The 25,910-nt window shown below is 54.7% G+C and carries 23 protein-coding genes; 15 read left to right on the forward strand and 8 right to left on the reverse strand.

The window, feature by feature from the left end; genetic code table 11:
• Positions 1 to 30: 30 nt before the first annotated feature.
• The 6 genes from hupB to bolA form a co-directional block, all read right to left on the reverse strand.
• Positions 31 to 303, reverse strand: coding sequence for a nucleoid-associated protein HU-beta (gene hupB, locus F0Q32_RS04390; protein ID WP_015965566.1), 273 nt, complete (start codon positions 301 to 303; stop codon positions 31 to 33).
• A 208-nt stretch (positions 304 to 511) separates the two neighbouring features.
• Positions 512 to 2,866, reverse strand: coding sequence for an endopeptidase La (gene lon, locus F0Q32_RS04395; RefSeq protein ID WP_015965567.1), 2,355 nt, complete (start codon positions 2,864 to 2,866; stop codon positions 512 to 514).
• A 184-nt stretch (positions 2,867 to 3,050) separates the two neighbouring features.
• On the reverse strand, positions 3,051 to 4,325 hold the full coding sequence (gene clpX / locus F0Q32_RS04400; protein ID WP_015965568.1) for an ATP-dependent protease ATP-binding subunit ClpX: 1,275 nt from the start codon (positions 4,323 to 4,325) through the stop codon (positions 3,051 to 3,053).
• A 128-nt stretch (positions 4,326 to 4,453) separates the two neighbouring features.
• Positions 4,454 to 5,077: an ATP-dependent Clp endopeptidase proteolytic subunit ClpP gene (gene clpP / locus F0Q32_RS04405; RefSeq protein ID WP_003021624.1), complete on the reverse strand. Its 624-nt coding sequence runs from the start codon at positions 5,075 to 5,077 to the stop codon at positions 4,454 to 4,456.
• Positions 5,078 to 5,347: 270 nt separating this feature from the next.
• Positions 5,348 to 6,646, reverse strand: coding sequence for a trigger factor (gene tig / locus F0Q32_RS04410; RefSeq protein ID WP_015965570.1), 1,299 nt, complete (start codon positions 6,644 to 6,646; stop codon positions 5,348 to 5,350).
• 337 nt (positions 6,647 to 6,983) lie between these two features.
• Positions 6,984 to 7,301, reverse strand: a complete 318-nt coding sequence (bolA, locus tag F0Q32_RS04420; protein WP_041686300.1) for a transcriptional regulator BolA — start codon at positions 7,299 to 7,301, stop codon at positions 6,984 to 6,986.
• A gap of 298 nt (positions 7,302 to 7,599) precedes the next feature.
• Between bolA and F0Q32_RS04425 the strand changes: the two genes are divergently transcribed.
• The 7 genes from F0Q32_RS04425 (at position 7,600) to cyoE (ending at position 14,962) form a co-directional block, all read left to right on the forward strand.
• Complete coding sequence (locus F0Q32_RS04425) at positions 7,600 to 8,178, forward strand: lipoprotein (RefSeq protein ID WP_108474841.1); 579 nt, start codon at positions 7,600 to 7,602, stop codon at positions 8,176 to 8,178.
• 47 nt (positions 8,179 to 8,225) lie between these two features.
• The gene (ampG, locus tag F0Q32_RS04430; RefSeq protein ID WP_149462125.1) at positions 8,226 to 9,701 is read left to right on the forward strand and encodes a muropeptide MFS transporter AmpG; all 1,476 of its coding nucleotides are present in this window, start codon (positions 8,226 to 8,228) and stop codon (positions 9,699 to 9,701) included.
• 470 nt (positions 9,702 to 10,171) lie between these two features.
• Positions 10,172 to 11,119, forward strand: coding sequence for a cytochrome o ubiquinol oxidase subunit II (gene cyoA, locus F0Q32_RS04435; RefSeq protein ID WP_149462126.1), 948 nt, complete (start codon positions 10,172 to 10,174; stop codon positions 11,117 to 11,119).
• Between the two features lie 19 nt (positions 11,120 to 11,138).
• Complete coding sequence (gene cyoB / locus F0Q32_RS04440) at positions 11,139 to 13,130, forward strand: cytochrome o ubiquinol oxidase subunit I (RefSeq protein WP_149462127.1); 1,992 nt, start codon at positions 11,139 to 11,141, stop codon at positions 13,128 to 13,130.
• Complete coding sequence (locus tag F0Q32_RS04445; protein ID WP_108474837.1) at positions 13,120 to 13,731, forward strand: cytochrome o ubiquinol oxidase subunit III; 612 nt, start codon at positions 13,120 to 13,122, stop codon at positions 13,729 to 13,731. Before cyoB ends, F0Q32_RS04445 begins: the two co-directional genes overlap by 11 nt.
• Positions 13,731 to 14,060 carry a cytochrome o ubiquinol oxidase subunit IV gene (locus tag F0Q32_RS04450; RefSeq protein ID WP_015965577.1) on the forward strand — a complete coding sequence of 110 codons (330 nt, stop codon included), beginning with the start codon at positions 13,731 to 13,733 and terminating at the stop codon, positions 14,058 to 14,060. The genes F0Q32_RS04445 and F0Q32_RS04450 overlap by 1 nt, the downstream gene beginning before the upstream one ends.
• A gap of 11 nt (positions 14,061 to 14,071) precedes the next feature.
• Entirely contained in the window at positions 14,072 to 14,962 is an 891-nt protein-coding gene (gene cyoE / locus F0Q32_RS04455) for a heme o synthase (RefSeq protein WP_149462128.1), read from the forward strand.
• 68 nt (positions 14,963 to 15,030) lie between these two features.
• Here cyoE and F0Q32_RS04460 read toward each other — a convergent pair whose 3' ends face one another.
• Positions 15,031 to 15,789 carry an IclR family transcriptional regulator C-terminal domain-containing protein gene (locus tag F0Q32_RS04460; RefSeq protein ID WP_149462129.1) on the reverse strand — a complete coding sequence of 253 codons (759 nt, stop codon included), beginning with the start codon at positions 15,787 to 15,789 and terminating at the stop codon, positions 15,031 to 15,033.
• Between the two features lie 152 nt (positions 15,790 to 15,941).
• Here F0Q32_RS04460 and F0Q32_RS04465 point away from each other — a divergent pair, with 152 nt between their 5' ends.
• The 8 genes from F0Q32_RS04465 (at position 15,942) to F0Q32_RS04500 (ending at position 25,244) form a co-directional block, all read left to right on the forward strand.
• Positions 15,942 to 16,763 carry a shikimate dehydrogenase gene (locus tag F0Q32_RS04465; protein ID WP_149462130.1) on the forward strand — a complete coding sequence of 274 codons (822 nt, stop codon included), beginning with the start codon at positions 15,942 to 15,944 and terminating at the stop codon, positions 16,761 to 16,763.
• Positions 16,760 to 18,436, forward strand: a complete 1,677-nt coding sequence (locus F0Q32_RS04470) for an FAD-dependent oxidoreductase (protein ID WP_149462131.1) — start codon at positions 16,760 to 16,762, stop codon at positions 18,434 to 18,436. Before F0Q32_RS04465 ends, F0Q32_RS04470 begins: the two co-directional genes overlap by 4 nt.
• A gap of 13 nt (positions 18,437 to 18,449) precedes the next feature.
• Positions 18,450 to 18,770 carry an NIPSNAP family protein gene (locus tag F0Q32_RS04475; protein WP_015965584.1) on the forward strand — a complete coding sequence of 107 codons (321 nt, stop codon included), beginning with the start codon at positions 18,450 to 18,452 and terminating at the stop codon, positions 18,768 to 18,770.
• Positions 18,771 to 18,780: 10 nt separating this feature from the next.
• Positions 18,781 to 20,481 (forward strand): FAD-dependent oxidoreductase, encoded by a 1,701-nt coding sequence (locus F0Q32_RS04480; RefSeq protein WP_149462132.1) that lies wholly within the window; start codon positions 18,781 to 18,783, stop codon positions 20,479 to 20,481.
• A 67-nt stretch (positions 20,482 to 20,548) separates the two neighbouring features.
• Positions 20,549 to 21,352 (forward strand): sugar phosphate isomerase/epimerase, encoded by an 804-nt coding sequence (locus tag F0Q32_RS04485; RefSeq protein WP_149462133.1) that lies wholly within the window; start codon positions 20,549 to 20,551, stop codon positions 21,350 to 21,352.
• Positions 21,353 to 21,374: 22 nt separating this feature from the next.
• Complete coding sequence (locus F0Q32_RS04490) at positions 21,375 to 22,739, forward strand: aromatic acid/H+ symport family MFS transporter (RefSeq protein ID WP_149462134.1); 1,365 nt, start codon at positions 21,375 to 21,377, stop codon at positions 22,737 to 22,739.
• Positions 22,736 to 23,743 carry a Gfo/Idh/MocA family protein gene (locus F0Q32_RS04495; protein ID WP_149462135.1) on the forward strand — a complete coding sequence of 336 codons (1,008 nt, stop codon included), beginning with the start codon at positions 22,736 to 22,738 and terminating at the stop codon, positions 23,741 to 23,743. Before F0Q32_RS04490 ends, F0Q32_RS04495 begins: the two co-directional genes overlap by 4 nt.
• Before the next feature lie 139 nt (positions 23,744 to 23,882).
• A complete protein-coding gene (locus tag F0Q32_RS04500) occupies positions 23,883 to 25,244 on the forward strand; it encodes an MFS transporter (protein ID WP_149462136.1) in 1,362 nt (453 codons plus the stop codon).
• A gap of 99 nt (positions 25,245 to 25,343) precedes the next feature.
• Here F0Q32_RS04500 and F0Q32_RS04505 read toward each other — a convergent pair whose 3' ends face one another.
• Positions 25,344 to 25,835 carry a YajQ family cyclic di-GMP-binding protein gene (locus tag F0Q32_RS04505; RefSeq protein WP_015965590.1) on the reverse strand — a complete coding sequence of 164 codons (492 nt, stop codon included), beginning with the start codon at positions 25,833 to 25,835 and terminating at the stop codon, positions 25,344 to 25,346.
• Positions 25,836 to 25,910: the final 75 nt, after the last annotated feature.

A 25,910-nucleotide genomic window follows, 5' to 3' on the forward strand; every position in this document is an offset into this window, starting at 1 on the left:
ACTGTGTCACATTCCCAAACGGGAGAGCGATCAGTTTACCGCGTCTTTCAGTGCTTTACCTGCACGGAACGCCGGTACTTTCGCTGCAGCGATGGTGATCTCTTTACCCGTTTGCGGATTGCGGCCAGTACGGGCAGCACGCTCTTTAACGGCAAAAGTACCAAAACCTACCAGCGCAACATCATCCCCGGATTGCAGAGATTCAGTAACAGAAGCAATTAAAGCGTCTAACGCACGTCCAGCCGCAGCTTTGGAGATATCCGCGCCAGCAGCAATTTTGTCAATCAGTTGAGATTTATTCACTGTTCTCTTCCTCTCTTTATTATTTATATCGCACCTGAATCCTTCACGGTGCAACGCGCAGCAGTTATATCAGGACTGTCATGCCCTTACAACAATAGTTGTCGATAACAGCCCTGTCAGGGTCTTAAATTAGCGAGACAAAAAAAGGCTGGCAAGTGTGTTTTCACCTGCCAGCCCTGTTTTTATTGACGCTCTTTGCGCGAGGTCACTATTTTGCGGTTACAACCTGCATCCCAGTGGGCTCATTTTGCAGCGCAAGGGCCAGAACTTCCTCGATACGTTTCACCGGGTGAATATCAAGATCGGCCAGAACGTTGTCCGGAATCTCTTCCAGATCGCGCTTATTCTCATCCGGAATCAGAACAGTCTTAATGCCGCCACGGTGTGCCGCCAGCAGTTTTTCCTTCAGACCGCCAATCGGTAGCACCAGACCACGCAGGGTAATTTCCCCTGTCATTGCCACATCGGCGCGAACCGGGTTACCGGTCAGGCAAGAAACCAGCGCAGTGCACATGGCGATACCGGCGCTTGGGCCATCTTTCGGCGTTGCCCCTTCCGGCACGTGAACGTGGATATCGCGTTTTTCGTAGAAATCCGGGTTGATACCCAGTTTTTCTGCACGCGCGCGTACCACGGTCAGCGCAGCCTGAATGGACTCCTGCATGACTTCGCCCAGCGAACCGGTATAGGTCAGTTTGCCTTTACCCGGCACACAGGCGGTTTCGATGGTCAGCAGATCGCCGCCTACTTCCGTCCATGCCAGGCCAGTCACCTGACCGACGCGGTTTTCGTCATCCGCACGGCCGTAGTCGAAGCGTTGAACGCCGAGGTAATCGTGCAGATTGTCGCCGTTAATGTCGATGTGCTTCAGGGATTTATCCAGCAGTAGCTGTTTAACCGCCTTACGGCACAGTTTCGAAATTTCACGCTCAAGGCTACGCACGCCCGCTTCACGGGTGTAGTAACGAATAATGCCGACAATCGCGCTGTCATCCACCGTCAGTTCGCCTTTTTTCAGGGCGTTACGTTCGATTTGCTTCGGCAGCAGGTGCTGTTTCGCAATGTTCAGTTTCTCGTCTTCGGTATAACCGGACAGACGAATCACTTCCATACGGTCCAGCAGCGGTGCCGGAATATTCATGGAGTTCGAGGTCGCAACGAACATGACGTCGCTGAGATCGTAATCCACTTCCAGATAGTGATCGCTGAACGCCACGTTCTGCTCTGGATCCAGCACTTCTAACAGGGCTGAAGCCGGATCGCCACGCATATCGGACGACATTTTGTCGATTTCATCGAGCAGGAACAGCGGGTTTTTAACGCCCACTTTCGCCATTTTCTGAATCAATTTACCCGGCATAGAGCCGATGTAGGTACGGCGGTGACCGCGAATTTCCGCTTCATCACGCACGCCGCCCAGCGCCATACGAATGTACTTACGTCCAGTCGCTTTAGCGATAGATTGACCCAGAGAGGTTTTACCCACCCCCGGCGGCCCAACCAGGCACAGAATCGGGCCTTTAATTTTGTTCACACGGCTTTGAACCGCAAGATACTCAAGGATACGGTCTTTCACACGCTCAAGGCCGTAATGGTCGGTATCGAGGATTTCCTGCGCCTGACGAAGGTCTTTTTTGACCTTGCTGCGGGCATTCCACGGCACCTGAACCATCCAGTCGATATACCCGCGAACCACGGTCGCTTCGGCTGACATCGGCGACATCATTTTCAGCTTCTGCAGTTCGGCTTCGGTTTTCTCTTTCGCCTCTTTCGGCATTTTCGCCGCGTCAATCTTACGCTTCAGCGCTTCGTTTTCGTCCGGTGCGTCGTCCATCTCGCCGAGCTCTTTCTGAATCGCTTTCATTTGCTCATTCAGATAGTACTCACGCTGAGATTTTTCCATCTGCTTTTTAACGCGGTTGCGAATGCGTTTCTCAACCTGCAGCAGATCGATTTCCGACTCCATCATCGCCATCAGATATTCAAGGCGTTCATTGATGTCAGACATTTCGAGCACAGACTGCTTGTCCGCCAGTTTCAGCGGCATGTGCGCAGCGATGGTGTCAGCCAGACGTGCAGGATCGTCGATGCTGTTCAGCGACGTCAGCACTTCTGGTGGGATTTTTTTGTTTAGCTTGATGTAGCCTTCAAACTGGCTAATCGCGGTACGAACCAGCACTTCCTGCTCGCGTTCTTCGATATCCGGTGATTCCAGATATTCCGCTTTTGCCGAAAAGTGTTCCCCGTTATCCGACAACGTGGTGATACGCGCACGCTGCAAGCCTTCAACCAGCACTTTAACAGTGCCATCCGGCAGCTTCAGCATTTGCAAAATAGAGGCCACGGTCCCGACGGTGAAAAGATCGTTTACACCCGGCTCATCCGTCGATGCTTCTTTCTGCGCAACCAACATGATTTTTTTATCATGATCCATGGCGGCTTCAAGGCAACGGATAGATTTTTCCCGCCCTACAAACAAGGGTATGACCATGTGCGGATAAACCACCACATCGCGCAACGGCAATACGGGGATTTCAATGCGTTCAGAACGCTCAGGATTCATAGAGCTCTCTCTTAGTTTAATGTCCGCCAGGTAATCAGATGACACAAGTGTGCGTCATGCCATCATTAACATGTATGTCAGTATATGGGGATGTATTCCACACATTCAACGCCATGATTACGGAAAAATAAAAGGGGAGATAAAATCCCCCCTTTTTGATTAACTGATTGTATGAATTGGCGAATTATTCACCAGAGGCTTGCTGCGCTTCCGGCTTACCGTAAATCAGCAGCGGTTTGCTCTGGCCGCCAATCACCGACTCATCGATAACCACTTTTTCGACGTCTTCCATGGAAGGCAGATCGTACATGGTATCGAGCAGTGCGGCTTCGACGATAGAGCGCAGACCACGCGCGCCGGTTTTACGGATCATCGCTTTCTTGGCAATCGCGTCGAGCGCTTCATCGCGGAATTCGAGATCCACACCTTCCAGATTGAACAACGCCTGATACTGTTTGGTCAGGGCATTTTTCGGCTCTTTCAGGATCTGAATCAGCGCCTCTTCGCTCAGCTCATTGAGCGTTGCAACCACCGGCAGACGACCAATAAATTCCGGGATCAGACCAAATTTGATCAAATCTTCCGGCTCAACCTGCGTCAGCAGTTCACCTTCGCTGGCTTTATCGGTTTTCGATTTCACGGTCGCGCCAAAGCCGATACCGGAACCTGTTTCTACACGGTTAGCGATAACTTTATCGAGGCCCGCAAATGCGCCGCCGCAGATAAACAGAATCTTGGAGGTATCAACCTGCAAGAACTCCTGCTGCGGATGTTTACGGCCACCCTGAGGTGGAACAGCAGCGACGGTGCCTTCAATCAGTTTCAGCAACGCCTGCTGAACGCCTTCGCCCGAGACATCACGGGTGATAGACGGGTTATCAGATTTACGCGAAATCTTATCGATTTCATCAATGTAGACAATGCCGCGCTGGGCTTTCTGTACATCGTAATCGCATTTCTGCAGCAGTTTCTGAATGATGTTTTCGACGTCTTCACCCACATAACCGGCTTCGGTCAGGGTGGTGGCGTCAGCCATGGTGAACGGTACATCCAGCAGGCGTGCCAGCGTTTCAGCCAGCAGCGTTTTACCGGAACCGGTCGGGCCAATCAGCAGAATGTTACTTTTGCCCAGCTCAACGCCGTTGCTGGTATCACCATTGCGCAGACGTTTGTAGTGGTTATACACCGCTACGGCCAGGACCTTTTTCGCCTGTTCCTGACCGATGACATAGTCATCCAGGTGATGGCGAATTTCATGTGGCGTCGGCAATGCACTACGTTCACGATGCGGCGCCACTTCTTTAATCTCTTCGCGAATGATGTCATTACACAAATCAACACATTCGTCGCAGATATACACTGACGGCCCGGCGATCAGCTTACGCACTTCATGCTGGCTTTTGCCGCAAAAAGAGCAATACAACAATTTGCCCGAACCATCTTTGCGTTTATCTGTCATGAGTCAAAACCTCTTTTTAAGTTCTTTGTGCCGCATATGACGACGCAAATGCCATTCTCAAGCGCAAGCCGCTACGCAAGCGTTGTGCCGCCCATACATAGTATAGCGGCACACTCACGCTCCGGGCATCAATTACGATGGGTCAGGATGGAGTCGACCAAACCGTACTCTACCGCCTCTGAAGCAGACAGGAAGCGATCGCGCTCGGTGTCGCGTTCGATCTGCTCAAGAGATTGACCCGTGTGATGAGCCATAAGTTCATTCATGCGCCCTTTCACTTTCAGGATTTCACGCGCGTGGATTTCGATATCCGTCGCCTGACCCTGATAGCCGCCCAGCGGCTGGTGAATCATGACGCGCGAGTTCGGCAGGCAGAAACGCTTGCCTTTCGCCCCTGCGGTCAGCAGGAATGCGCCCATGGACGCCGCCTGGCCCATACAAATGGTGCTCACGTCAGGCTTGATGAACTGCATGGTGTCATAAATCGACATCCCGGCGGTGATGACGCCGCCTGGAGAGTTAATGTACAGGTAAATATCTTTTTCCGGGTTTTCCGCTTCCAGAAACAGCATCTGCGCTACGATCAGGTTCGCCATGTGGTCTTCCACCTGGCCGGTCAGAAAGATAACGCGCTCCTTAAGAAGACGGGAGTAGATATCAAAAGAACGTTCACCGCGTGAGGTCTGTTCGATGACCATCGGCACCAGGGCCATATGGGGTGCAAAGTTATCTCGTTCGCCACTGTATGACATTTCCGTCTCCTGGATAAAAAAATGAAACCTGCTGTACTGCCTGCTTGCTGTACTCATTGTACCTTGTGGACGGTTTACCAGCCATCGCAGCTAATACTTCCCCTTTTATGGGGACGAATCCACCCTATTTCAAGCATAACAATATTTTGCCGTTACGCTAACACCGAAACTGTGTTTTATCACGCTTACGCTGTCTATCAGTGCGATAAAAAAAACCCGCTGCCGGAAGGCAACGGGTTTTTGCTCAAACTTTAAACGCAGGAAGCGAAATTACGCCTGCTGGTTCATCAGTTCGTTGAAGGAAGTTGCTTTTTCAGACACTTTCGCTTTTTCCAGAACCGCTTCAACAGCCTGTTCTTCCAGAGCGACGCTGCGCATGTTTTCCATCAATTCTTTGTTTTTGCTGTAGAACTCGATCACTTCTTTCGGATCTTCGTAGGCAGAAGCCATTTCTTCGATCAGAGTCGCAACGCGAGCTTCGTCAGCTTTCAGTTCGTGGGTACGAATTACTTCGCCCAGCAGCAGACCAACCACTACACGACGTTTAGCCTGTTCTTCGAACAGTTCACGCGGCAGTTCCATCGCTTGCTGCTGGTTGCCACCGAAACGCTGAGCAGCCTGACGACGCAGAACGTCGATTTCGCTGTCAATCAGGGCAGCCGGAACGTCGATTTCGTTCGCTTTTACCAGGCCTTCGATCGCCTGAGTTTTAACACGGTTACGTACTGCGCCTTTCAGCTCACGTTCCATGTTTTTACGCACTTCTGCACGCAGACCTTCAACGGAACCATCTTCAACGCCGAAACGTTTGATGAATTCAGCAGTCAGTTCCGGCAGTTCACGTTCTTCAACTTTTTTCAGGTTGATAACGAATTTCGCTGCTTTACCTTTCAGGTTTTCAGCGTGGTATTCTTCCGGGAAGGTGACGTCGATGGTGAACTCTTCACCCGCTTTGTGACCTTTGATACCGTCTTCGAAGCCTGGGATCATACGACCCTGACCCATTGCCAGTACGAAATCAGTCGCTTTGCCGCCTTCGAATTCTTCGCCGTCTACAGAACCGGTGAAATCAACGGTAACACGGTCTTCAGCGTCAACTGCGCCGTCTTTGTCTTTCCAGTTCGCCTGCTGTTTACGCAGGGTGTCCAGCATGCCGTCAACGTCGGCTTCGGTCACTTCAACAACCGGTTTTTCAACTTCGATTGCGTCCAGGCCTTTCAGCTCAACTTCCGGATACACTTCGAATTCAACCGCGTAGGTGAAGTCTTCGCCCAGTTTGTATTCGCCCGGAACGTAGTTCGGTGCGCCAGCCGGGTTGATTTTTTCTTTGATGATCGCATCAACGAAGTTGCGGCTCATCAGGTCACCCAGCACGTCCTGGCGAACAGATGCGCCATAACGCTGAGCAACAACATTCATTGGTACTTTGCCCTTACGGAAGCCGTCAATGCGTACTTTTTTCGCTACGTTGACCAGCTCGCTTTTTACAGCAGTTTCGATGCTGTCAGCAGGGATAGTAATCGTTACGCGGCGGCCAAGGCCCTGAGTGGTTTCAACTGAAACTTGCATCTTGTTACCTCAAAAAAATCACAGTGCTCGGTCAACTCTGAGTTTTGCCTCGCAATACCGGGATGTTCTCTTTAAATCAGATTCACATTCCGTGTCGCCAGAATCATCCCGAAGACATTCCGAAAAATAAGACGCGCATTATAGCGGCATCACTGATATGAGTCGAGAACGGTTGTTATGCCTGGATGCGGCTTTTTTCACAATTCCCGGCGAATTTTTGTCTGAAAAAGGTCAAACGGGTCCATTTTTCAGACAAAACAAAACGGCCCGCAGGCCGTTTTCTCATAAATCTGTACGCAACATACTGGAAAAGTTCCTTTCGTTGCAAATGCCTTTTCTACGCGAGACTGCCCGCGCCACGACACGGTGGTGATGCGACGACTGTATCCTGTAACCCCTCCCACTCTTTGCGCGTGTAGGTGTGCAACGCCAGAGCGTGCACCGTGGAAGCCAGTTCCTCCGTTAACGTGCCATAGATCATGCGATGGCGATTGAGAAAACGTTCACCGGTGAAACGATCGCTGACCAGCACCACTTTGAAGTGGCTTTCAGAACCCGCCGGTACGTTGTGACGATAGCTCTCATCCGTCACTTCGAGGAACACAGGTTCAAACGCTGCCCTTAATTTTTCTTCTATATGTTCACGTATCATCATGAAGTTACTCCTCCGACAACGTTGAGATGCCGTCTATCCCTTTAAATGTTAGCCGCTTTTACCGTTTCCATTACACAAAGACAACAAAAAATTAGCGTTTGTCTGATGTGAACCGGCAAACCAATGGCGTTAACTGCCTTCTCACGCCTTTTACGCCTCACGCCGAGGTCATTGTTGCGGCGCAAGGTTATAAAACGCACAACACGATGAATTTACATGCATTGCCTACTTCCCCTTGCCGTTGGCGATGTTATGATGGCGGGAATTTTCAGTAAACAATGCGTTTGAGACCCTGAACATGTTAAAAAAAATCCTCTTTCCCTTAGTAGCACTGTTTATGTTGGCAGGATGTGCCACGCCGCCGACCACCATTGATGTGTCTCCTAAAATGACTCTGCCGCAGCAGGATCCAAGCCTGATGGGCGTAACCGTCAGCATCAACGGCGCTGACCAGCGTCAGGATCAGGCGCTGGCCAAAGTCACCCGCGACAACCAGCAGGTTACCCTGACTGCCTCTCGCGACCTGCGCTTCCTGTTACAAGAAGTGCTGGAAAAACAGATGACCGCACGCGGTTATATGATTGGGCCTAACGGTGCGGTCGATCTGCAGATCATCGTCAGCAACCTGTATGCGGATGTCTCACAGGGCAACGTGCGTTACAACATCTCCACCAAAGCGGATATCGCCATCATCGCCACCGCGAAGAATGGCAACAAGATGACCAAAAACTATCGCGCCAGCTACTCTGTAGAAGGGGCGTTCCAGGCATCGAACAAAAATATCGCTAATGCTGTAAACAGCGTTCTGACCGATACCATTGCCGATATGTCTCAGGACACCAGCGTCCACGACTTTATCAAGCAAAACGCGCGTTAATCCCACTAAACTGACCCGACACCACGTCGGGTCAGTGCTATAAGAACATGTCCAGCCATTATTTACGTATTTTCCAACAACCTAAATCAGCCATTCTGCTGATTCTTGGTTTCGCCTCCGGTTTGCCCCTTGCACTCACCTCCGGGACGCTGCAAGCGTGGATGACCGTCGAAAACATCGATCTGAAAACAATCGGCTTCTTCTCCCTCGTCGGCCAGGCTTACGTCTTTAAGTTTCTCTGGTCGCCGGTGATGGATCGTTACACACCGCCGTTCCTGGGACGCCGTCGCGGGTGGCTGCTGACCACGCAATGTTTACTGTTAATCGCTATTGCCGCAATGGGCTTCCTTGAGCCCGCCTCGCAGTTACGCTGGATGGCGGCGCTGGCGGTGGTGATTGCCTTCTGCTCGGCCTCTCAGGACATCGTTTTTGACGCCTGGAAAACCGACGTTCTGCCTGCGGAAGAACGCGGCGCGGGTGCGGCTATCAGCGTGCTCGGCTATCGCCTGGGGATGCTGGTTTCCGGTGGCCTGGCGCTGTGGCTGGCCGATAAATGGCTGGGCTGGCAAGGCATGTACTGGCTGATGGCGGCGCTGCTGGTGCCGTGTATTATCGCCACCCTGCTCGCACCCGAGCCCAGTGATGTCATTCCTGTGCCGCGCAGCCTTGAACAAGCGGTTGTCGCACCGTTAAAAGACTTCTTTGGCCGTAACAACGCGTGGCTGATTCTGCTACTGATCGTGATGTACAAACTCGGCGACGCTTTCGCCATGAGTCTGACGACCACCTTTTTGATTCGCGGCGTCGGTTTTGATGCCGGTGAAGTCGGAATGGTGAATAAAACCCTGGGCCTGTTTGCCACCATCCTTGGCGCGCTGTACGGCGGCGTTCTGATGCAGCGTTTAACGCTGTTCCGCGCACTGTTGATTTTTGGCATTCTGCAAGGCGCATCGAACGCGGGTTACTGGCTGCTGTCGGTCACCGATAAACATCTGTTCTCGATGGGCGCGGCGGTATTCTTCGAAAACCTGTGCGGCGGGATGGGCACTGCGGCGTTTGTTGCGTTGCTGATGACGCTGTGTAACAAGTCGTTTTCTGCCACCCAGTTCGCTCTGTTATCGGCGCTCTCTGCCGTGGGCCGCGTTTACGTTGGGCCTATCGCCGGTTGGTTCGTTGAAGCACATGGCTGGCCGACGTTCTATCTGTTCTCGGTTGTTGCCGCCGTTCCGGGAATTTTACTGCTGCTTGTCTGCCGCCGGACGCTGGAATATACCCAGCAAACCGAACAGTTTATGCCGCGCAGCACCTTCAGCGGGGGTTATCGCTTTGCCCTGCGCCTGTTGCTCATTGGCGCACTGTTGTTAGGCACGTGGCTGGTCATACTGGTATTTGATGCGCTGGATCTGGCGTCACTCCCCTTCTCGACCAGCGTTCTGGAAGCCGGGGCATTGATTGCCATTGCCGGTATTTTAGTCGGCTGTGTGCTTGATTATCTGGCGCTACGTAAAACACATCAGATGTAGTTCAGCACAAATCATGCGAGTCCTGAGTAGTCACTGTGAGTAATTATTTGGGGCTTGCTATGAACCAACTGGATAATTTGTTGTTTCGTGCTTTTTAGAATTCTGGAAATTACTGGAACCAATAAAAAGCGCTTTATTTCGTTAACCGATTCAGCATCCACTCTATTATTTTTCCTTTACTGATTTGTCTAGATTTTGATGATTAATTGTTAATTATTTGTATATTATTGACAATGGTTATACCAATTGACATTTCATATCATCCTTTTATCCCCCTTTCGTTATAACGCCCGTCAAATGGGCGATCTGCCTGAAAAATAGACACAATTGGCAACATATGTGACATCAACGGCAGAACCCAGTAACAGATAACTGACAGAGAGCCATTCGCATTTACAGTAATGTAACTTTCCCGTAAAATACCCACACGCTTTAAGCGCCACCAAACCCCGTGGAATTGAGGTCGTTACATGAGACTCAGGAAATACAATAAAAGTTTGGGATGGTTGTCATTAATCGCAGGCACGGTTTTACTCAGTGGTTGCGATTCTGCACTTCTTGCCCCCAAAGGACAGATAGGACTGGAGCAACGTTCGCTCATACTGACGGCTTTCGGCCTGATGTTGATTGTCGTTATTCCCGCCATCTTGATGGCAGTTGGTTTCGCCTGGAAGTATCGTGCGAATAATAAAGATGCGAAGTATAGCCCGAACTGGTCACACTCCAATAAAGTGGAAGCTGTGGTCTGGACGGTACCTATCCTGATCATCCTGTTCCTCGCCGTACTGACGTGGAAAACCACGCACGCACTTGAACCAAGCAAACCGTTAGCCCATGACGAGAAGCCCATCACTATTGAAGTGGTTTCTCTGGACTGGAAATGGTTCTTCATTTATCCGGAACAAGGCATTGCTACCGTTAACGAAATCGCTTTCCCGGCGAACGTTCCGGTGCAGTTCAAAGTGACCTCGAACTCCGTGATGAACTCCTTCTTCATCCCGCGTCTGGGTAGCCAGATCTACGCGATGGCCGGTATGCAGACTAACCTGCACCTGATCGCCAACGAGCCGGGTATCTATGACGGTATTTCCGCCAGCTACAGTGGCCCGGGCTTCTCAGGTATGAAGTTCAAAGCCATTGCGACGCCGGATCGTGCCGCGTTCGACCAGTGGGTCGCGAAAGCGAAACAGTCTGGGAACACCATGGATGACATGGCGGCATTTGAGAAAGTGGCTGCACCGAGTGAATACAACAAGGTGGAGTACTTCTCCAGCGTGAAACCGGATTTGTTTAAGGCTATTACGGGCAAATTTATGTCTCACGACACAAACATGAAAATGTCCCAACCTGAAGGCGAGCACGCAGCGCATGAAGGAATGGAAGGCATGGACATGAGCCACGCGGAAGCCGCTCACTAAGGGGCCGAGGAAGAAAACGATGTTCGGAAAATTGACACTGGATGCAGTGCCGTTCCATGAACCAATTGTCATGGTAACGATAGCTGCAATTATCGTCGGGGGACTGGCGATACTGGCAGCGATCACTTATTTCGGTAAGTGGAGCTACCTTTGGAAAGAGTGGCTGACCTCGGTCGACCACAAACGCCTTGGCATCATGTATGTCATCGTCGCTATCGTCATGCTGCTGCGTGGCTTTGCCGACGCTATCATGATGCGTAGTCAGCAGGCGCTGGCTTCCGCGGGCGAGGCGGGCTTCCTGCCGCCACACCACTACGATCAGATCTTCACCGCTCACGGTGTCATCATGATCTTCTTCGTGGCGATGCCATTCGTTATCGGTCTGATGAACCTCGTGGTTCCGCTGCAGATTGGTGCGCGTGACGTTGCGTATCCATTCCTGAACAACCTGAGCTTCTGGTTCACGGTTGTCGGTGTGATTCTGGTTAACCTTTCTCTGGGCGTCGGTGAGTTCGCACAGACCGGTTGGCTGGCCTATCCGCCGTTGTCGGGAATTGAGTACAGCCCGGGCGTCGGGGTCGATTACTGGATATGGGCATTGCAGCTCTCCGGTGTCGGTACAACGCTGACGGGTATCAACTTCTTCGTCACTATCATCAAGATGCGTGCACCGGGCATGACCATGTTCAAGATGCCGGTATTTACCTGGGCATCGCTGTGCGCCAACATCCTGATTATCGCGTCCTTCCCAATTCTGACGGTTACCGTCGCGTTGCTGACCCTGGATCGCTATCTGGGCACCCATTTCTTCACCAATGATATGGGCGGCAACATGATGATGTACATCAACCTGATTTGGGCCTGGGGCCACCCGGAAGTGTACATCCTGGTTCTGCCGGTATTCGGTGTCTTCTCCGAAATCGCGGCGACCTTCTCGCGTAAACGCCTGTTTGGCTACACCTCGCTGGTGTGGGCGACCGTGTGTATTACCATCCTGTCGTTCATCGTTTGGCTGCACCACTTCTTTACGATGGGTGCGGGCGCGAACGTCAACGCCTTCTTCGGTATTACCACGATGATTATCGCCATCCCGACCGGGGTGAAGATCTTCAACTGGCTGTTCACCATGTACCAGGGCCGTATCGTATTCCACTCCGCCATGCTGTGGACGATCGGCTTTATCGTGACCTTCTCTGTAGGGGGTATGACCGGCGTACTGCTGGCGGTTCCGGGCGCAGACTTCGTGCTGCACAACAGCCTGTTCCTGATTGCGCACTTCCATAACGTCATTATCGGTGGTGTGGTCTTCGGGTGCTTCGCAGGTCTGACCTACTGGTGGCCGAAAGCCTTTGGCTTCACGCTGAACGAAACCTGGGGTAAACGCGCATTCTGGCTGTGGATCATCGGCTTCTTCGTGGCGTTCATGCCGCTGTACGTGCTGGGCTTCATGGGCATGACCCGTCGCCTCAGCCAGCAGATTGACCCGCAGTTCCACACCATGCTGGTTGTTGCAGCCTGTGGTGCGGCACTGATTGCTCTGGGTATCCTGTGCCAGCTGATTCAGTTCTACGTCTCTATTCGCGACCGCGACCAGAACCGTGACCTGACCGGTGACCCATGGGGTGGCCGTACGCTGGAGTGGGCAACCTCTTCCCCGCCTCCGTTCTATAACTTTGCCATTGTGCCGCAGATCCATGAACGCGATGCATTCTGGGAAATGAAAGAGAAAGGCGAAGCGTACAAACAGCCAGCGAAATATGAAGAAATTCATATGCCGAAAAACAGCGGTGCGGGCATCGTGATTGCCGCCTTCGCGACTATCTTCGGTTTCGCCATGATCTGGCATATCTGGTGGATGGCAATCGTCGGCTTCGCGGGCATTGTTATCAGCTGGATTGTGAAAAGCTTCGACGAGGACGTGGACTACTACGTGCCGGTCGCTGAAGTCGAAAAACTGGAAAACCAGCATTTCGATGAGATTTCTAAGGCAGGGCTGAAAAATGGCAACTGATACTTTGGCGCATAACGCCCACGCGCACGAACATGGGCACCACGATGCAGGTCCGAATAAGGTATTCGGTTTCTGGATCTACCTGATGAGCGACTGTATTTTGTTCGCCTGTCTGTTCGCAACTTACGCGGTGCTGGTAAACGGCACTGCGGGCGGCCCGACCGGTAAGGACATCTTCGAACTGCCGTTCGTTCTGGTGGAAACCTTCCTGCTGTTATTCAGTTCCATCACCTATGGCATGGCGGCTATCGCCATGTACAAAAACAACAAGAGCCAGGTCGTTTCCTGGCTCGCTCTGACCTTCCTTTTCGGGGCAGGGTTCATCGGGATGGAAATCTATGAATTCCATCACCTGATTGCTGAAGGTATGGGCCCGGATCGCAGTGGCTTCCTGTCCGCGTTCTTCGCGCTGGTAGGTACCCACGGTCTGCACGTCACCTCTGGTCTTATCTGGATGGCCGTGCTGATGATTCAGGTTTCCCGTCGCGGGCTGACCAGCACTAACCGCACCCGTATCATGTGCCTGAGCCTGTTCTGGCACTTCCTGGACGTCGTGTGGATCTGTGTGTTCTCTGTAGTTTATCTGATGGGGGCGATGTAATGAGTCATTCTACCGATCACAACGGCGCATCCCACGGCAGCGTGAAGTCCTATATGACGGGCTTTATCCTGTCCATCATCCTGACGGTGATTCCGTTCTGGATGGTGATGACGGGTTCAGCGTCGCCGGCGGTGATTCTGGGAACCATTCTGGTAACGGCGGTTGTGCAGATTCTGGTACACCTGGTGTACTTCCTGCACATGAACTCGAAGTCTGACGAAGGCTGGAACCTGACTGCGTTTGTCTTCACCGTGATCATCATTGCCATCGTGGTTGTAGGCTCCATCTGGATTATGTGGAACCTGAACTACAACATGATGGTTCACTAAGAGCGGCGAGTATGATGTTTAAGCAATACCTGCAAGTAACGAAACCAGGCATCATTTTTGGCAACCTGATCTCCGTGATCGGCGGTTTCCTGCTGGCCTCCAAGGGCAGCATCGATTACCCGCTGTTTGTCGCGACGCTGATTGGCGTGTCTCTGGTGGTCGCCTCGGGTTGTGTATTCAACAACTACATCGATCGTGACATCGACCGTAAGATGGAACGTACGAAAAACCGAGTGCTGGTCAAAGGACTGATGGCGCCTAAAACGTCGCTGGTCTACGCCACCTTGCTGGGTATTGCTGGCTTCATGCTGCTGTGGTTCGGCGCTAACCCGCTGGCCTGCTGGCTGGGCGTGATGGGGTTTGTGGTTTATGTCGGCGTTTACAGCCTGTACATGAAGCGCCACTCCGTCTACGGCACGCTGATTGGCTCTCTCTCCGGCGCGGCGCCGCCAGTGATTGGCTACTGCGCAGTGTCCGGTACGTTTGACAGCGGCGCGCTGATCCTGCTGGCGATTTTCAGCCTCTGGCAGATGCCTCACTCCTACGCCATCGCGATTTTCCGCTTCAAGGATTATCAGGCGGCGAACATTCCGGTTCTGCCGGTGGTGAAAGGCATTTCAGTGGCGAAAAACCACATCACGCTGTACATCGTGGCATTTGCTATCGCCACGCTGATGCTGACGCTTGGCGGCTACGCAGGGTATAAATACCTGATTGTTGCGGCGGCCGTCAGCGTGTGGTGGCTCGGCATGGCGCTACGCGGTTATAAAGTGGAAGATGATAAAGTCTGGGCGCGCAAGCTCTTCGGCTTCTCCATCATCGCCATCACCGCGCTCTCTGTAATGATGTCCATCGACTTTATGGTCCCGAACTCCCAAAGCCTGCTGACGTACGTCTGGTAAGGTTTGAAGGATGTAATAAAACCCGCTTCGGCGGGTTTTTTATTGTCTGTGAGTATGAAGTTGTCGGTCTAACTCACCAGCATTTCTCGTGCGCTATACAACAAATCCAGATGATCGCGGCACAACGCCTCCAGCGATGTGCGCGACTGATGACTGGTTAAACTCAGCGCCCCCCAGTAAAGCCCTTCCCTGTCGGCCAGCGGTACGGCCACCACCAGCATGCCGATTTCAAATTCCTGCTCGATGGTGGCGTAACCCTGCTCGCGAACCAGCGCAATACGCGCCATCAGTTCATCAATCTCAACGGCGGTGTAGGGCGTGCGGCGTTCGCGCTTGATTTGCCGCAGCACTGCTTCACACTCCGCTTCCGGCAGCGACGCCAGCCATAAACGCCCGCCTGCCGTACAGTACACCGGCACGCGCTCGCCGAGACGCACGGACGTCGAGTTAAACGGCGTGTGTTTACTGCGCGCGATATACACCAGTTCATTTTCATCAATCACCCCCACCGACGCATGCTCTTCTGTTCGGCTGGCGATGTACTCAACGATGGGCCGTACCATGCGCGGGAACTGGGCGGAATCAACGTACGCCTGCCCCAGCCGCAGCGCTTTGGGCGTCAGCCAGTAGTAGCGACCATCGGTGCAGAGATAGCGTTCATGCACCAGCGTGAGGAAAAATCGCCGCGCCGCACTCTGCGTCAGGCCACTCATTTTCGCCGCCTGCGGTACCGTCAGGCGCGGATGTTCTTTGGAGAAAAGCTGAATAATTGCCAGCCCTTTTTGCAGGCCGACGATCAAATCGCGGGAATGAATCTGATTTTGCATAGTCGTTCACACTTTAGCAACAAACAAGCCCATTTACTGCGATTATCGCACTGTTAGTGCGATTAACAACCCACCTGTCCGAATTCTGCGTTGTTGGTCACCGGATCCGCTGAAATACTCAATCAACATTTGATTAACAAGTGAGATGAAAAATGGTCAGTGGATTTACGCAAATCGTGGCTGTACTCGGGCATCCCATCACCCAGGTGAAATCGCCGGAAAACTTCAACCGCTACTTTGCCGATACGCAGATGGACAAAGTCATGATCCCGGTCGATATCGCCCCGGAAGCGGTTGCCGATTACCTGAATGCCCTGCGCGGCTGGCAAAACATGAGCGGTGTGCTGGTTACCGTGCCGCATAAACAGCGCGTTGCCGGGTTGCTGGACAGCCTGACGCCCCGTGCGCGCCATCTTAATGCGGTGAACGTGGTCAGAAAACTGGCCGACGGGCGCCTGGAAGGCGACATGCTCGACGGCGTTGGGTTCCAGCTGGCCGCCGAAGCGCACGGTTTTGCTGCTGCAGGCAAACGCGCATTGCTGTCTGGCTGTGGCGGCGTCGGCAGCGCGATTGCCTGGGGATTGTGTGAAGCGGGTATCAGTCATCTGGCGCTGTACGACAGGGATGACGCCACGCGTCAGCGGCTGGAAAACCGTCTGGCAACGCACTTTCCGGAAGTCCATCTCAGTGAACTGCCCGAGACGCTTACGGGCCTCGACCTGCTGATCAACGGATCTCCGGCGGGGATGCAGGGTTTTGATCCACTGCCGTTGCCGCAGCCTCTGCTCGATACCTTGCAAAACAGCACCCACGTTGCCGATGTGGTAACGGCTCCGGTAGTCACCCCGCTGCTGGCCTTTGCGCAAACGCGCGGCTGCACGGTGCAAACCGGCCCGGAAATGGCGTTAGCCCAGATGAAACTGATGGGCCAGTTTATTGGCGCGATCCCCACCGAGCACGAGGCGGCCGCATGAAAAACTGGGATGTGATCGTTATCGGCAGCGGCGCGGCGGGCTTTGCTACAGCGGTCACGGCCTGCTGCAAAGGTTTGTCGGTACTGATGCTGGAGAAAGCGCCGCACTTTGGCGGCACATCGGCGATATCCGGCGGTGCGGTGTGGATCAACGACACCGATCAGGCACGCCAGGCGGGTAAAAGCGGTTCATCAGAGGCCATCAAAACCTACCTGCGCACCATCATTGGCGAGGCCAATTACCGCCCATCGCTGGTGGATGCGTTTGTGGAATCCGGACGTGAAGCGCTGGCATTCCTTGAGCAAGAAGGCGCAGTAAAATACAGCCTGCGCCCGCTTTCGCCTGATTATTACCCGGATGAAGCGGGTGCGGTGGATGTCGGGCGCGCACTGGAAGTGGTGGAATTTGATGGTCGCGAGTTGGGTGAACACTTCAGCACTCTGCGTTCTCCACCGCCGGGAATGCTGCTGTTTGGCGGCATGATGGTCAATCGCGTTGACATTCAGCACTTCCTGGACATGCGCCGTTCGTGGACGTCCTTTCGTCACTGTTCACGCCTGCTGCTGCGCTACGGTCGCGATCGTCTGCGTCACCCTCGTGGCACGCGTCTGGCGATGGGCAATGCGCTGATTGCACGGATGGCGACGCTGGCACTGCGCAAAGGGCTGGATCTGGCGCTGAACGTCAACGTGGCGTCATTAATCGAAGATCAGGGGCGCATTACCGGCGTCACCATCCAACGCGAAGGCAAAGAAGAACGACTGCACGCGCGCTGCGGCGTGGTGCTGGCAGCAGGCGGTTTTGCTGCCGGGCAGATTGCCGCGCAGTTCCGTCCGGCAACGCAGCAACATTTCACCATGTCGCCCGCGACTAACGACGGCGCAGCATTTCAGCTGGCGGGCCGCGTCGGCGCGCAAGAAGGTGCCAATCTCCCCTCAAACTTTTTCTGGGCACCGGTATCGGTTCTTCGTCACCCGGACGGCACGGAAGAGCGCTTCCCGCATCTGGTTACCGACCGCGCTAAACCGGGCGTGATTGCCGTCAATCAGCGTGGCGTACGCTTTGTCAACGAGTCGAACTCTTACCATCACTTCGCCAGCGCGATGCAGCAGCAGCCGGAAAACGCGCCCTGCTATCTGATTGGCGATGCCCTGGCGATGAAAAATTACGGTCTCGGCCTCGCCCGTCCGGCCCCGGTTAATAACGATGCGCTGATCAAAGCGGGATATTTGCATAAAGCCGATACCCTCGCCGCACTCGCGCAGCAGCTCAACCTCGACCCGCTCACGCTGGAAGAGACCGTCGCACGCTATAACCGCGATGCCGCTAACGGTACCGACAGCGAATTTCGCAAAGGCGGGAACAGCTACAACCGGGCGATGGGCGACCCGGCGCATCAGCCGAACGCCTGCAACGCGCCGCTCAGCCAGGGTCCGTTCTACGCCATCACCCTTTACACCGGTGATTTAGGCACCTCGCGCGGGCTGGTCACCACCGCCGACGCGCAGGTGATGAATCAGCAAAACGAAGCCATTCCCGGCCTGTATGCGGTCGGTAATGACATGGATTCGATGATGGCGGGCACTTATCCCGGCCCAGGCATTACGCTCGGCCCGGCGCTCACCTTCGGCTACCTCGCCGCAAAACATATGGCTCAACAACAATCCCTTTAACCAGGAGAACAACATGATCTACGAAAAACGCACCTACACCATCAATCCCCTGAAAATGGCCGACTGGCTGGCGCTGTATAAGAGCGACGCTTATGCCGTGCAAACCGAGCACCTCGGCAAACTGATTGGCTTCTTCTTTACGGAAATTGGCGTGGTGAATCAGGTGGTGCATATCTGGGCGTATGAAAGCCTGGATGATCGTTTGGTTCGCCGTGGCCGCATGGCTCAGGACGAACGCTGGCTGACTTTCTCGCGTAAGAATCGCGAGCTGGCGGCGGTTGAGCGTCTGGAATCGGTGCTGATGCGCCCGACCGATTTCTCCCCGCTGCAATAAGGAGCCCGACATGAGCAGGCAGGTAAAGGTAGATGTTCTGGTGGTCGGTTCCGGCGCTGCGGGGTTATCCGCTGCCGTCACCGCCGCGCTGCATGGCGCGAGCGTGCTGGTTGCGGAAAAAGAGCCGGTGATTGGCGGAACCAGCGCCTGGTCCGGCGGCTGGCTGTGGATACCCCGCAATCCGCTGGCACGTGAAGAGGGCTTCAATGAAGAGGAATCCGCTCCGCTTACCTACCTTAACGCGGAGATGGATGGCCGCCCTGCCGATGCGCGCCTGCACGCCTTTCTCCAGTATGGCCCGGAAATGGTCGAATTCTTCCGCACAAAAACGGCGGTGCAGTTTCTCTCCGGCAGCAAAATGCCGGACTTTCACAACTCGCCAGGATTCGCGACCGGCGGACGTTCGGTTACCGCCCAGCCTTATGATGGCCGTGGGCTGGGCGACTGGCTGCACCGTCTACGCGCTCCGCTGGAGACCATCAGTCTGGCTGGAATGGGGATCGCGGGTGGTGCGGATATGGCGCATTTTTTCAATGCCACTCGTTCACCACGCTCGGCGTTCTACGCGACTCGTCGCCTGCTGCGCCACAACTGGCAGCGTCTGCGCTACGGGCGTGGGCAGCATCTGGTGAACGGCAATGCGCTGGTCGCACGCCTGCTGCGCTCGGCGCTGGATGCCGACGTTCAGTTTCAGTTAAACGCCCCGGTAGCACGACTGCTGAAACAGAACGATCAGATTATCGGCGCGGTGCTTGATAGCGATGAAGGCGAGATAACCGTCAGCGCTGGCGCGGTAGTGCTGGCCTGCGGCGGCTTTCCGCACGATAAAGCACGGCTGGCGCAGGAAGTGCCGCACGCACGTCAGGGCTACGGCCACTTTTCCGCCGCGCCGCCGGGGAATCAGGGTGATGGTATCCGTCTTGGCGAAGCGGTTGGCGGCCATTTTGAGCGCAATCTCAAACACCCTATGGCCTGGGCCCCCGTCTCACGCGTCACGCTGGCAAGCGGGTTACAGCTCGCGTTCCCGCATCTGGTCGAGCGAGCCAAGCCGGGGTTCATCGCCGTGTTACCCAATGGGAAACGCTTCACCAACGAAGCTGATTCCTATCACGATTTTATCGCGGCTTTGATTTCCGCCACGCCGGAAGGTGAAAAACCGCAGGCATGGCTGCTGGCAGACCAGCGCACCCTAAGTCGTTACGGATTAGGTCACGCGCGGCCCACGCCATTTCACGTTAAGGCCTGGATACGTAACGGCTATTTGCAGTCCGGCGAGACGCTGGAAATGCTGGCGAAAAACTGTGGGATTGATGCAACCACGCTGGTTGAAACCGTCGCGCGCTTCAACGATTTTGCCGAACGCGGAGCGGATGAAGCGTTTCAACGCGGCGCATCCGCCTACAACTGCGCCCAGGGCGATGCCACGCATCAACCCAGCCCAACGCTGGGCGCGATAAAACAGGGGCCCTATTATGCCGTGCGTATTTTGCCCGGTTCGCTGGGTTCGTTCAGTGGCCTGCTGACCGATGAACATGCGCAGGTGCTGAACGACCAACATCAGCCCATCCCCGGCCTGTACGCCGTGGGGAACGATATGTCGAGCGTCATGCAGGGGTTCTACCCCAGCGGCGGCATTACGCTTGGCCCGGCCATGACCTTCGGGTATCTGGTGGGAAAAAACCTTGCCGCAAACATAACAAAAACAGCGTAACTCATCGCTTTGCCACGGAAGGCCAAAACATAACAAAAACCTTACCTGCAACTGTACTGGAGTCCCTATGAACACGCGTTCCTTGTCTCTTGCTGCACTGACGATGCTCGACGTTCCGCCACCGGAACAGGTGCGCATCGCCGCCGAAACGGGCTTTACGCACGTTGGCCTGCGCCTGCTCCCCGCCACGCCGACTGACCCTGACTACGATATGCTTGGCGATACTGCTGCCGTGCGCGAAACCCTTGCTGCGCTGCGGGAAACGGGGGTTCGCGTGTCGGACGTGGAGATTGTACGTTTAACGCCAGATTTCAATCTTGACGCGCTTCGCCCCTTCCTGGAAACCTCCGCGCGTCTGGAAGCCCGGCATGTACTGGTCGCCGGGAATGACGACAATATCACACGCTGTGCGGAGAATCTGGCGCGGCTGGCGCAGGCCGGGAAACAGTACGGTCTGACCATGAACCTCGAACCGATGCCGTGGACGGCGGTAAAAACCGTGCACGACGCACAGAGGTTGATCACCGCCAGCGGGCAGAACAACGTTGGCATTCTGGTCGATGCGATTCACTTCTGGCGGGCGGGGGAATCATTGACCACGCTGGCTGACATTCCGGCTGCGCAACTGAACTATATGCAACTGTGCGATGCCCCTGCACAAATCCCTGACACCACCGATGAGTTGATTTACCAGGCGCGCAGCGCACGAAAAGTGCCGGGCGAAGGCGGCCTTGATTTACGCGGCTTGTTGGCGGCATTGCCAGCCACACTCCCCGTTTCTCTCGAAGTCCCGTTGGCGGGCGCACAAGGCGCCCTTCCCGCTCAACAACGCGCACAGCTGCTGTTTAACGCCGCGCAGTCCTTCCTGTGAATCACTCACCCGAGGAATCGTTATGGCTCAGACTCAACGCCTGGACGTCAGAGAGTTAATTAACACCCAGCCGCTAAGCCGCTATCAGAAGCTGGTGATTTTTTTAGGGTTTGCCGTCATTGCGCTGGATGGTTTTGATATCGCTATCATGGGGTTTATCGCCCCGGTGCTGAAACAAGAATGGGGCGTCAGCAACCATGAACTGGGCTTTGTGATCAGCACCGCCCTGATTGGCCTGGCGTTAGGTGCGATGTTCTCCGGACCGCTCGCCGACTGGTTGGGCCGCAAAAAGATAATCATCAACAGCGTCTTCTTCTTCGGTTTCTGGACCGTCGCCACCGCGTTTTCGCAGAACATCGAACAGATGATTTTCTTCCGCTTTATGACCGGGTTAGGCCTGGGCGCGGCGATGCCCAATATCAGTACGCTGGTCTCGGAATATGCGCCTGAACGTAAGCGCTCGTTCATCATTACGGTGATTTTCTGCGGTTTCACCTTCGGGGCAGCGATTGGCGGTTTTACCGCGTCATGGCTGATCCCAATGTATGGCTGGCATTCACTGATGGCGCTGGGCGGTATTTTACCGCTGCTGTTTGTACCGATTCTGCTGTGGAAGTTGCCGGAGTCCGTGCGTTTTCTGGTGATCAAGCAAGCCCCCGCTGGGCAGATTTGCGCGATCCTCCAGCGTCTCTATCCGGGCCAGATAGCCGATAACGTCAGTTTTGTGTTGCCGACACAGCCCGTCAGCGGCAACGCGATGCGCATCGTGCTCTCACCGCAATACCGCTTCGGCACGCTGATGCTGTGGCTCATCTACTTTATGGGGCTGTTTTTGGTTTACATCCTCGGTAGCTGGCTGCCAACGCTGGTGAAAGAGATTGGCCTCACCGTTAGCCAGGCGGCAATTATGACCGCCATCTATCAGGCGGGCGGCACCGTGGGCTCACTGTTTGCCGGGTGGCTGATGGACCGCATTAACCCACATCGGGCGCTGGGAGCCATTTTTGCGGTTGGCGGGCTGGTAACAATGGCAATTGGTTTTGCGGCCGCCAGCTTCACGCTACTGTGCCTGCTGGCGCTGATTAGCGGCGCCTGCCTGAACGGTGCCAATACCGGTATGAACGCGCTCTCTGCACGCTTTTACCCCACCCAGGCGCGCGCCACCGGTTCAAGCTGGATGCACGGCGTCGGGCGTATCGGGGCGATCCTCAGCGCCTTTGCTGGCGCGGAAATGCTGGCGATGGACCTCAAATTTGAAACCGTCTTCCTGCTGCTGGGCATTCCGGCGCTGCTCACCGTGCTGGGCGTCGCGGCAAAAGGCTGGTTTGCCTCGGGCCAACCCGACAATGTTCCTCCCGTTACCTCTTCGCTCAGGAGCCCATCATGAATCCGACCAGACTCGCCGTGATCGGCGCCGGCGCCATCGGGCGCAAACACATCGAGGTTATTCAGCATGCATCAGACGCCACGCTGGTGGCGCTTGCCGATCCCTCTGAACAGGCGCGGAAACTGGCAACTGAACTCGGCGTAGCGTGGTTTGCTGACGTCGAGGAAATGCTCGATGAAATCAGGCCAGACGGGGTGATTAACGCCACGCCAAACACTCTGCATGTGCCCTGCGCGCTGGCCTGCGTAACACGCGGTATTCCGGTGCTGGTGGAAAAACCGGTGGCAGAATCCCCTGAGCGCGCACGTGAACTGGTGGACGCAGCACTTGCGCACAACGTGCCGGTATTAGTTGGCCACCATCGCCGTCACAATGCCCTGACGGCGGCGGCAAAAACGCTCATCGACAGCGGTAAACTCGGCAATATCGTCGCCGTTTCCGCCCACTGGATACTGCAAAAACCGGAGGACTATTTTGACGTGAGCTGGCGACGCGAGCCCGGCGCGGGGCCGCTGCTGGTCAACCTGGTGCACGATATCGATCTGATGCGCTATCTGCTGGGCGAAATTCAAGAGGTGCAGGCAATGGCCTCCAGCGAAACGCGAGGCTTTGCCAACGAGGACAGCGCGGTGGTGAATTTGCGTTTCGCACGCGGCACGCTGGGCAGCGCGGTGTTAAGCGATTGCAGCGTCAGCCCATGGAGCTGGGAGATGAACTCAGCGGAGAACCCGATTTACGCGCATACGCCGGAAAACTGCTACCTGATTTCCGGCACGTTGGGCGCGCTGGCGATTCCGCAGATGCGCTGGTGGCGCTACGGCGAGAAAAGCGGCTGGCACGAGCCGCTTATCAGTGAAACGTTGCACATAGACGCCATCGACCCGTTTATCCTGCAACTGAATCACTTTATTGCCGTCATTCGCGGCGAGGCGACGCCGATTATCGACGCCGCTGATGCACTGCGATCGCTTGAAGTGATTGACGAGATCCGCCAGGCAATTTGATCTTCAGACCGGGGCCCCGCGCAGGGGCCTTTTCTATACCGCACAAATAATTCACGAATGTAATATTTGCTCATTAACACTCTGTTTACCCTGCCTGCGCTCCGCACTACACTATGGGGCGATTAATAATGAGGTGGGAATGAACGATTACAAAATGACGCCGGGTGAATTGCGCGCGACCTGGGGTTTAGGGACCGTATTTTCGTTGCGCATGCTCGGCATGTTTATGGTCCTGCCGGTTCTGACCACGTACGGTATGGCCCTGCAAGGCGCAAGCGAAGCGCTGATTGGCCTGGCGATTGGTATTTACGGGCTGGCACAGGCCGTCTTCCAGATCCCCTTTGGTTTACTCTCCGACCGCATTGGCCGCAAACCGCTGATTATCGGCGGGCTGATGATTTTTGTCGCCGGTAGCGTGATTGCCGCGCTCTCAGACTCCATCTGGGGCATTATTCTTGGCCGCGCCTTACAAGGCTCTGGGGCGATCGCCGCCGCGGTGATGGCGCTGCTTTCCGACCTCACTCGCGAACAGAATCGCACCAAAGCGATGGCGTTTATCGGCGTGAGTTTTGGCGTCACCTTTGCGATCGCCATGGTATTAGGGCCGATTATCACCCATAAGCTGGGCCTGCATGCGTTGTTCTGGATGATCGCCATCCTCGCGTCGCTGGCCATCCTGCTGACGCTGTGGGTCGTACCAAACAGTCATAATCACACGTTGAACCGCGAATCCGGCATGGTAAAAGGCTGCTTTAGCAAAGTGCTGATGGAGCCCAAACTGCTGCGCCTGAACTTCGGCATTATGTGTCTGCACATTCTGTTGATGTCGACCTTCGTCGCCCTGCCGGGCCAACTGGAAGCGGTAGGTTTCCCGGCCCCCGAGCACTGGAAGATTTATCTGGTTACCATGCTGGTCTCGTTTATCGCCGTGGTGCCATTTATTATTTATGCCGAAGTGAAGCGCAAAATGAAGCGCGTGTTTCTGCTGTGTATCGCCCTGCTGCTGATTGCAGAAATTGTGTTGTGGGGGTCCGGCAGCGATTTCTGGGCGCTGGTAGCGGGTGTGCAGATTTTCTTCCTCGCCTTTAACCTGATGGAAGCGCTGTTACCGTCGCTTATCAGTAAAGAGTCTCCGGCGGGCTACAAAGGCACGGCGATGGGGATTTACTCCACCAGCCAATTCCTCGGCGTGGCCATCGGCGGCTCGCTGGGCGGCTGGATTGACGGCTTCTTCGATTCGCAAACCGTGTTCCTGGCGGGCGCACTGCTGGCGACAATCTGGATGCTGGTCGCCGTCACCATGAGCGAACCGGCTTATGTCAGCAGTTTACGCATTGAAATTCCCGACGGCGTCGAGGTTGATGATGCCCTGAAGGCGAGACTGTTGGCGAAAGAAGGGATTAAAGAGGTGCTGCTGGTGGGTGATGAGCGCTCGGCTTACGTTAAAATCGACAGCAAAGTGACCAACCGGTTTGAGGTGGAGCAGGCTATCATCGCCTGAGTCTGAAATGCCCGATGGCGCTACGCTTATCGGGCCTACGGTAGCAGCATAACATCCCCGTAGGCCGGATAAGGCGAAGCCGCCATCCGGCAATACAGATTAATCGCGGAAGTTTTTGAACTGGAACGGCTGGCCTAAATCGCCGCCGCGCACCAGCGCCATTACCGCCTGCAAATCATCACGGGATTTCCCGGTCACGCGAATCTCTTCGCCCTGAATTTGCGTCTGCACTTTCAGCTTGCTGTCTTTGATGAGCTTAACGATTTTCTTCTGAATCGCGCTCTCAATCCCCTGCTTCAGCTTCGCTTCCACAAACCAGGTTTTTCCGCTATGCACGAACTCTTCCGGCACATCCAGGGACGTACCTTCGATGCCGCGTTTGAGCAGTTTGGCGCGCAGAATATCCAGTAACTGGTTGACCTGGAAATCAGACTCACTCAGCACTTTGATGGTTTTATTCGCATCGTTCAGCTCAATTTTTGCTTCTACGCCACGAAAATCGAAACGTGATTCAACTTCACGCGCCGCGTTATCCACGCCGTTGCGTGCTTCCTGAAGATCAACTTCAGAGACAATATCGAAAGATGGCATCTTTTCCTCTCCCTCAGTGACTTTTGCGTTGCATAATACCTGCAACGCGGCATAACTCAACTTGTTATCCCCGAA

The sequence above is a fragment of the Pseudocitrobacter sp. 73 genome, assembly GCF_008369545.1.
In the GTDB taxonomy this organism is placed as follows: domain Bacteria; phylum Pseudomonadota; class Gammaproteobacteria; order Enterobacterales; family Enterobacteriaceae; genus Pseudocitrobacter; species Pseudocitrobacter vendiensis.

Bases quoted from the DNA above. Each gene is read 5' to 3' on its own strand.
- cyoE (WP_149462128.1), top strand. From the start codon at position 14,072: ATGATGTTTAAGCAATACCTGCAAGTAACGAAACCAGGCATCATTTTT.
- F0Q32_RS04450 (WP_015965577.1), top strand. From the start codon at position 13,731: ATGAGTCATTCTACCGATCACAACGGCGCATCCCACGGCAGCGTGAAG.
- F0Q32_RS04470 (WP_149462131.1), top strand. From the start codon at position 16,760: ATGAAAAACTGGGATGTGATCGTTATCGGCAGCGGCGCGGCGGGCTTT.
- F0Q32_RS04505 (WP_015965590.1), bottom strand. From the start codon at position 25,835: ATGCCATCTTTCGATATTGTCTCTGAAGTTGATCTTCAGGAAGCACGC.
- tig (WP_015965570.1), bottom strand. From the start codon at position 6,646: ATGCAAGTTTCAGTTGAAACCACTCAGGGCCTTGGCCGCCGCGTAACG.
- clpX (WP_015965568.1), bottom strand. From the start codon at position 4,325: ATGACAGATAAACGCAAAGATGGTTCGGGCAAATTGTTGTATTGCTCT.
- F0Q32_RS04485 (WP_149462133.1), top strand. From the start codon at position 20,549: ATGAACACGCGTTCCTTGTCTCTTGCTGCACTGACGATGCTCGACGTT.
- F0Q32_RS04465 (WP_149462130.1), top strand. From the start codon at position 15,942: ATGGTCAGTGGATTTACGCAAATCGTGGCTGTACTCGGGCATCCCATC.
- F0Q32_RS04480 (WP_149462132.1), top strand. From the start codon at position 18,781: ATGAGCAGGCAGGTAAAGGTAGATGTTCTGGTGGTCGGTTCCGGCGCT.
- cyoB (WP_149462127.1), top strand. From the start codon at position 11,139: ATGTTCGGAAAATTGACACTGGATGCAGTGCCGTTCCATGAACCAATT.
- F0Q32_RS04475 (WP_015965584.1), top strand. From the start codon at position 18,450: ATGATCTACGAAAAACGCACCTACACCATCAATCCCCTGAAAATGGCC.
- clpP (WP_003021624.1), bottom strand. From the start codon at position 5,077: ATGTCATACAGTGGCGAACGAGATAACTTTGCACCCCATATGGCCCTG.
- F0Q32_RS04495 (WP_149462135.1), top strand. From the start codon at position 22,736: ATGAATCCGACCAGACTCGCCGTGATCGGCGCCGGCGCCATCGGGCGC.
- F0Q32_RS04500 (WP_149462136.1), top strand. From the start codon at position 23,883: ATGAACGATTACAAAATGACGCCGGGTGAATTGCGCGCGACCTGGGGT.
- cyoA (WP_149462126.1), top strand. From the start codon at position 10,172: ATGAGACTCAGGAAATACAATAAAAGTTTGGGATGGTTGTCATTAATC.
- ampG (WP_149462125.1), top strand. From the start codon at position 8,226: ATGTCCAGCCATTATTTACGTATTTTCCAACAACCTAAATCAGCCATT.
- F0Q32_RS04460 (WP_149462129.1), bottom strand. From the start codon at position 15,789: ATGCAAAATCAGATTCATTCCCGCGATTTGATCGTCGGCCTGCAAAAA.
- F0Q32_RS04445 (WP_108474837.1), top strand. From the start codon at position 13,120: ATGGCAACTGATACTTTGGCGCATAACGCCCACGCGCACGAACATGGG.
- F0Q32_RS04425 (WP_108474841.1), top strand. From the start codon at position 7,600: ATGTTAAAAAAAATCCTCTTTCCCTTAGTAGCACTGTTTATGTTGGCA.
- F0Q32_RS04490 (WP_149462134.1), top strand. From the start codon at position 21,375: ATGGCTCAGACTCAACGCCTGGACGTCAGAGAGTTAATTAACACCCAG.
- bolA (WP_041686300.1), bottom strand. From the start codon at position 7,301: ATGATGATACGTGAACATATAGAAGAAAAATTAAGGGCAGCGTTTGAA.
- lon (WP_015965567.1), bottom strand. From the start codon at position 2,866: ATGAATCCTGAGCGTTCTGAACGCATTGAAATCCCCGTATTGCCGTTG.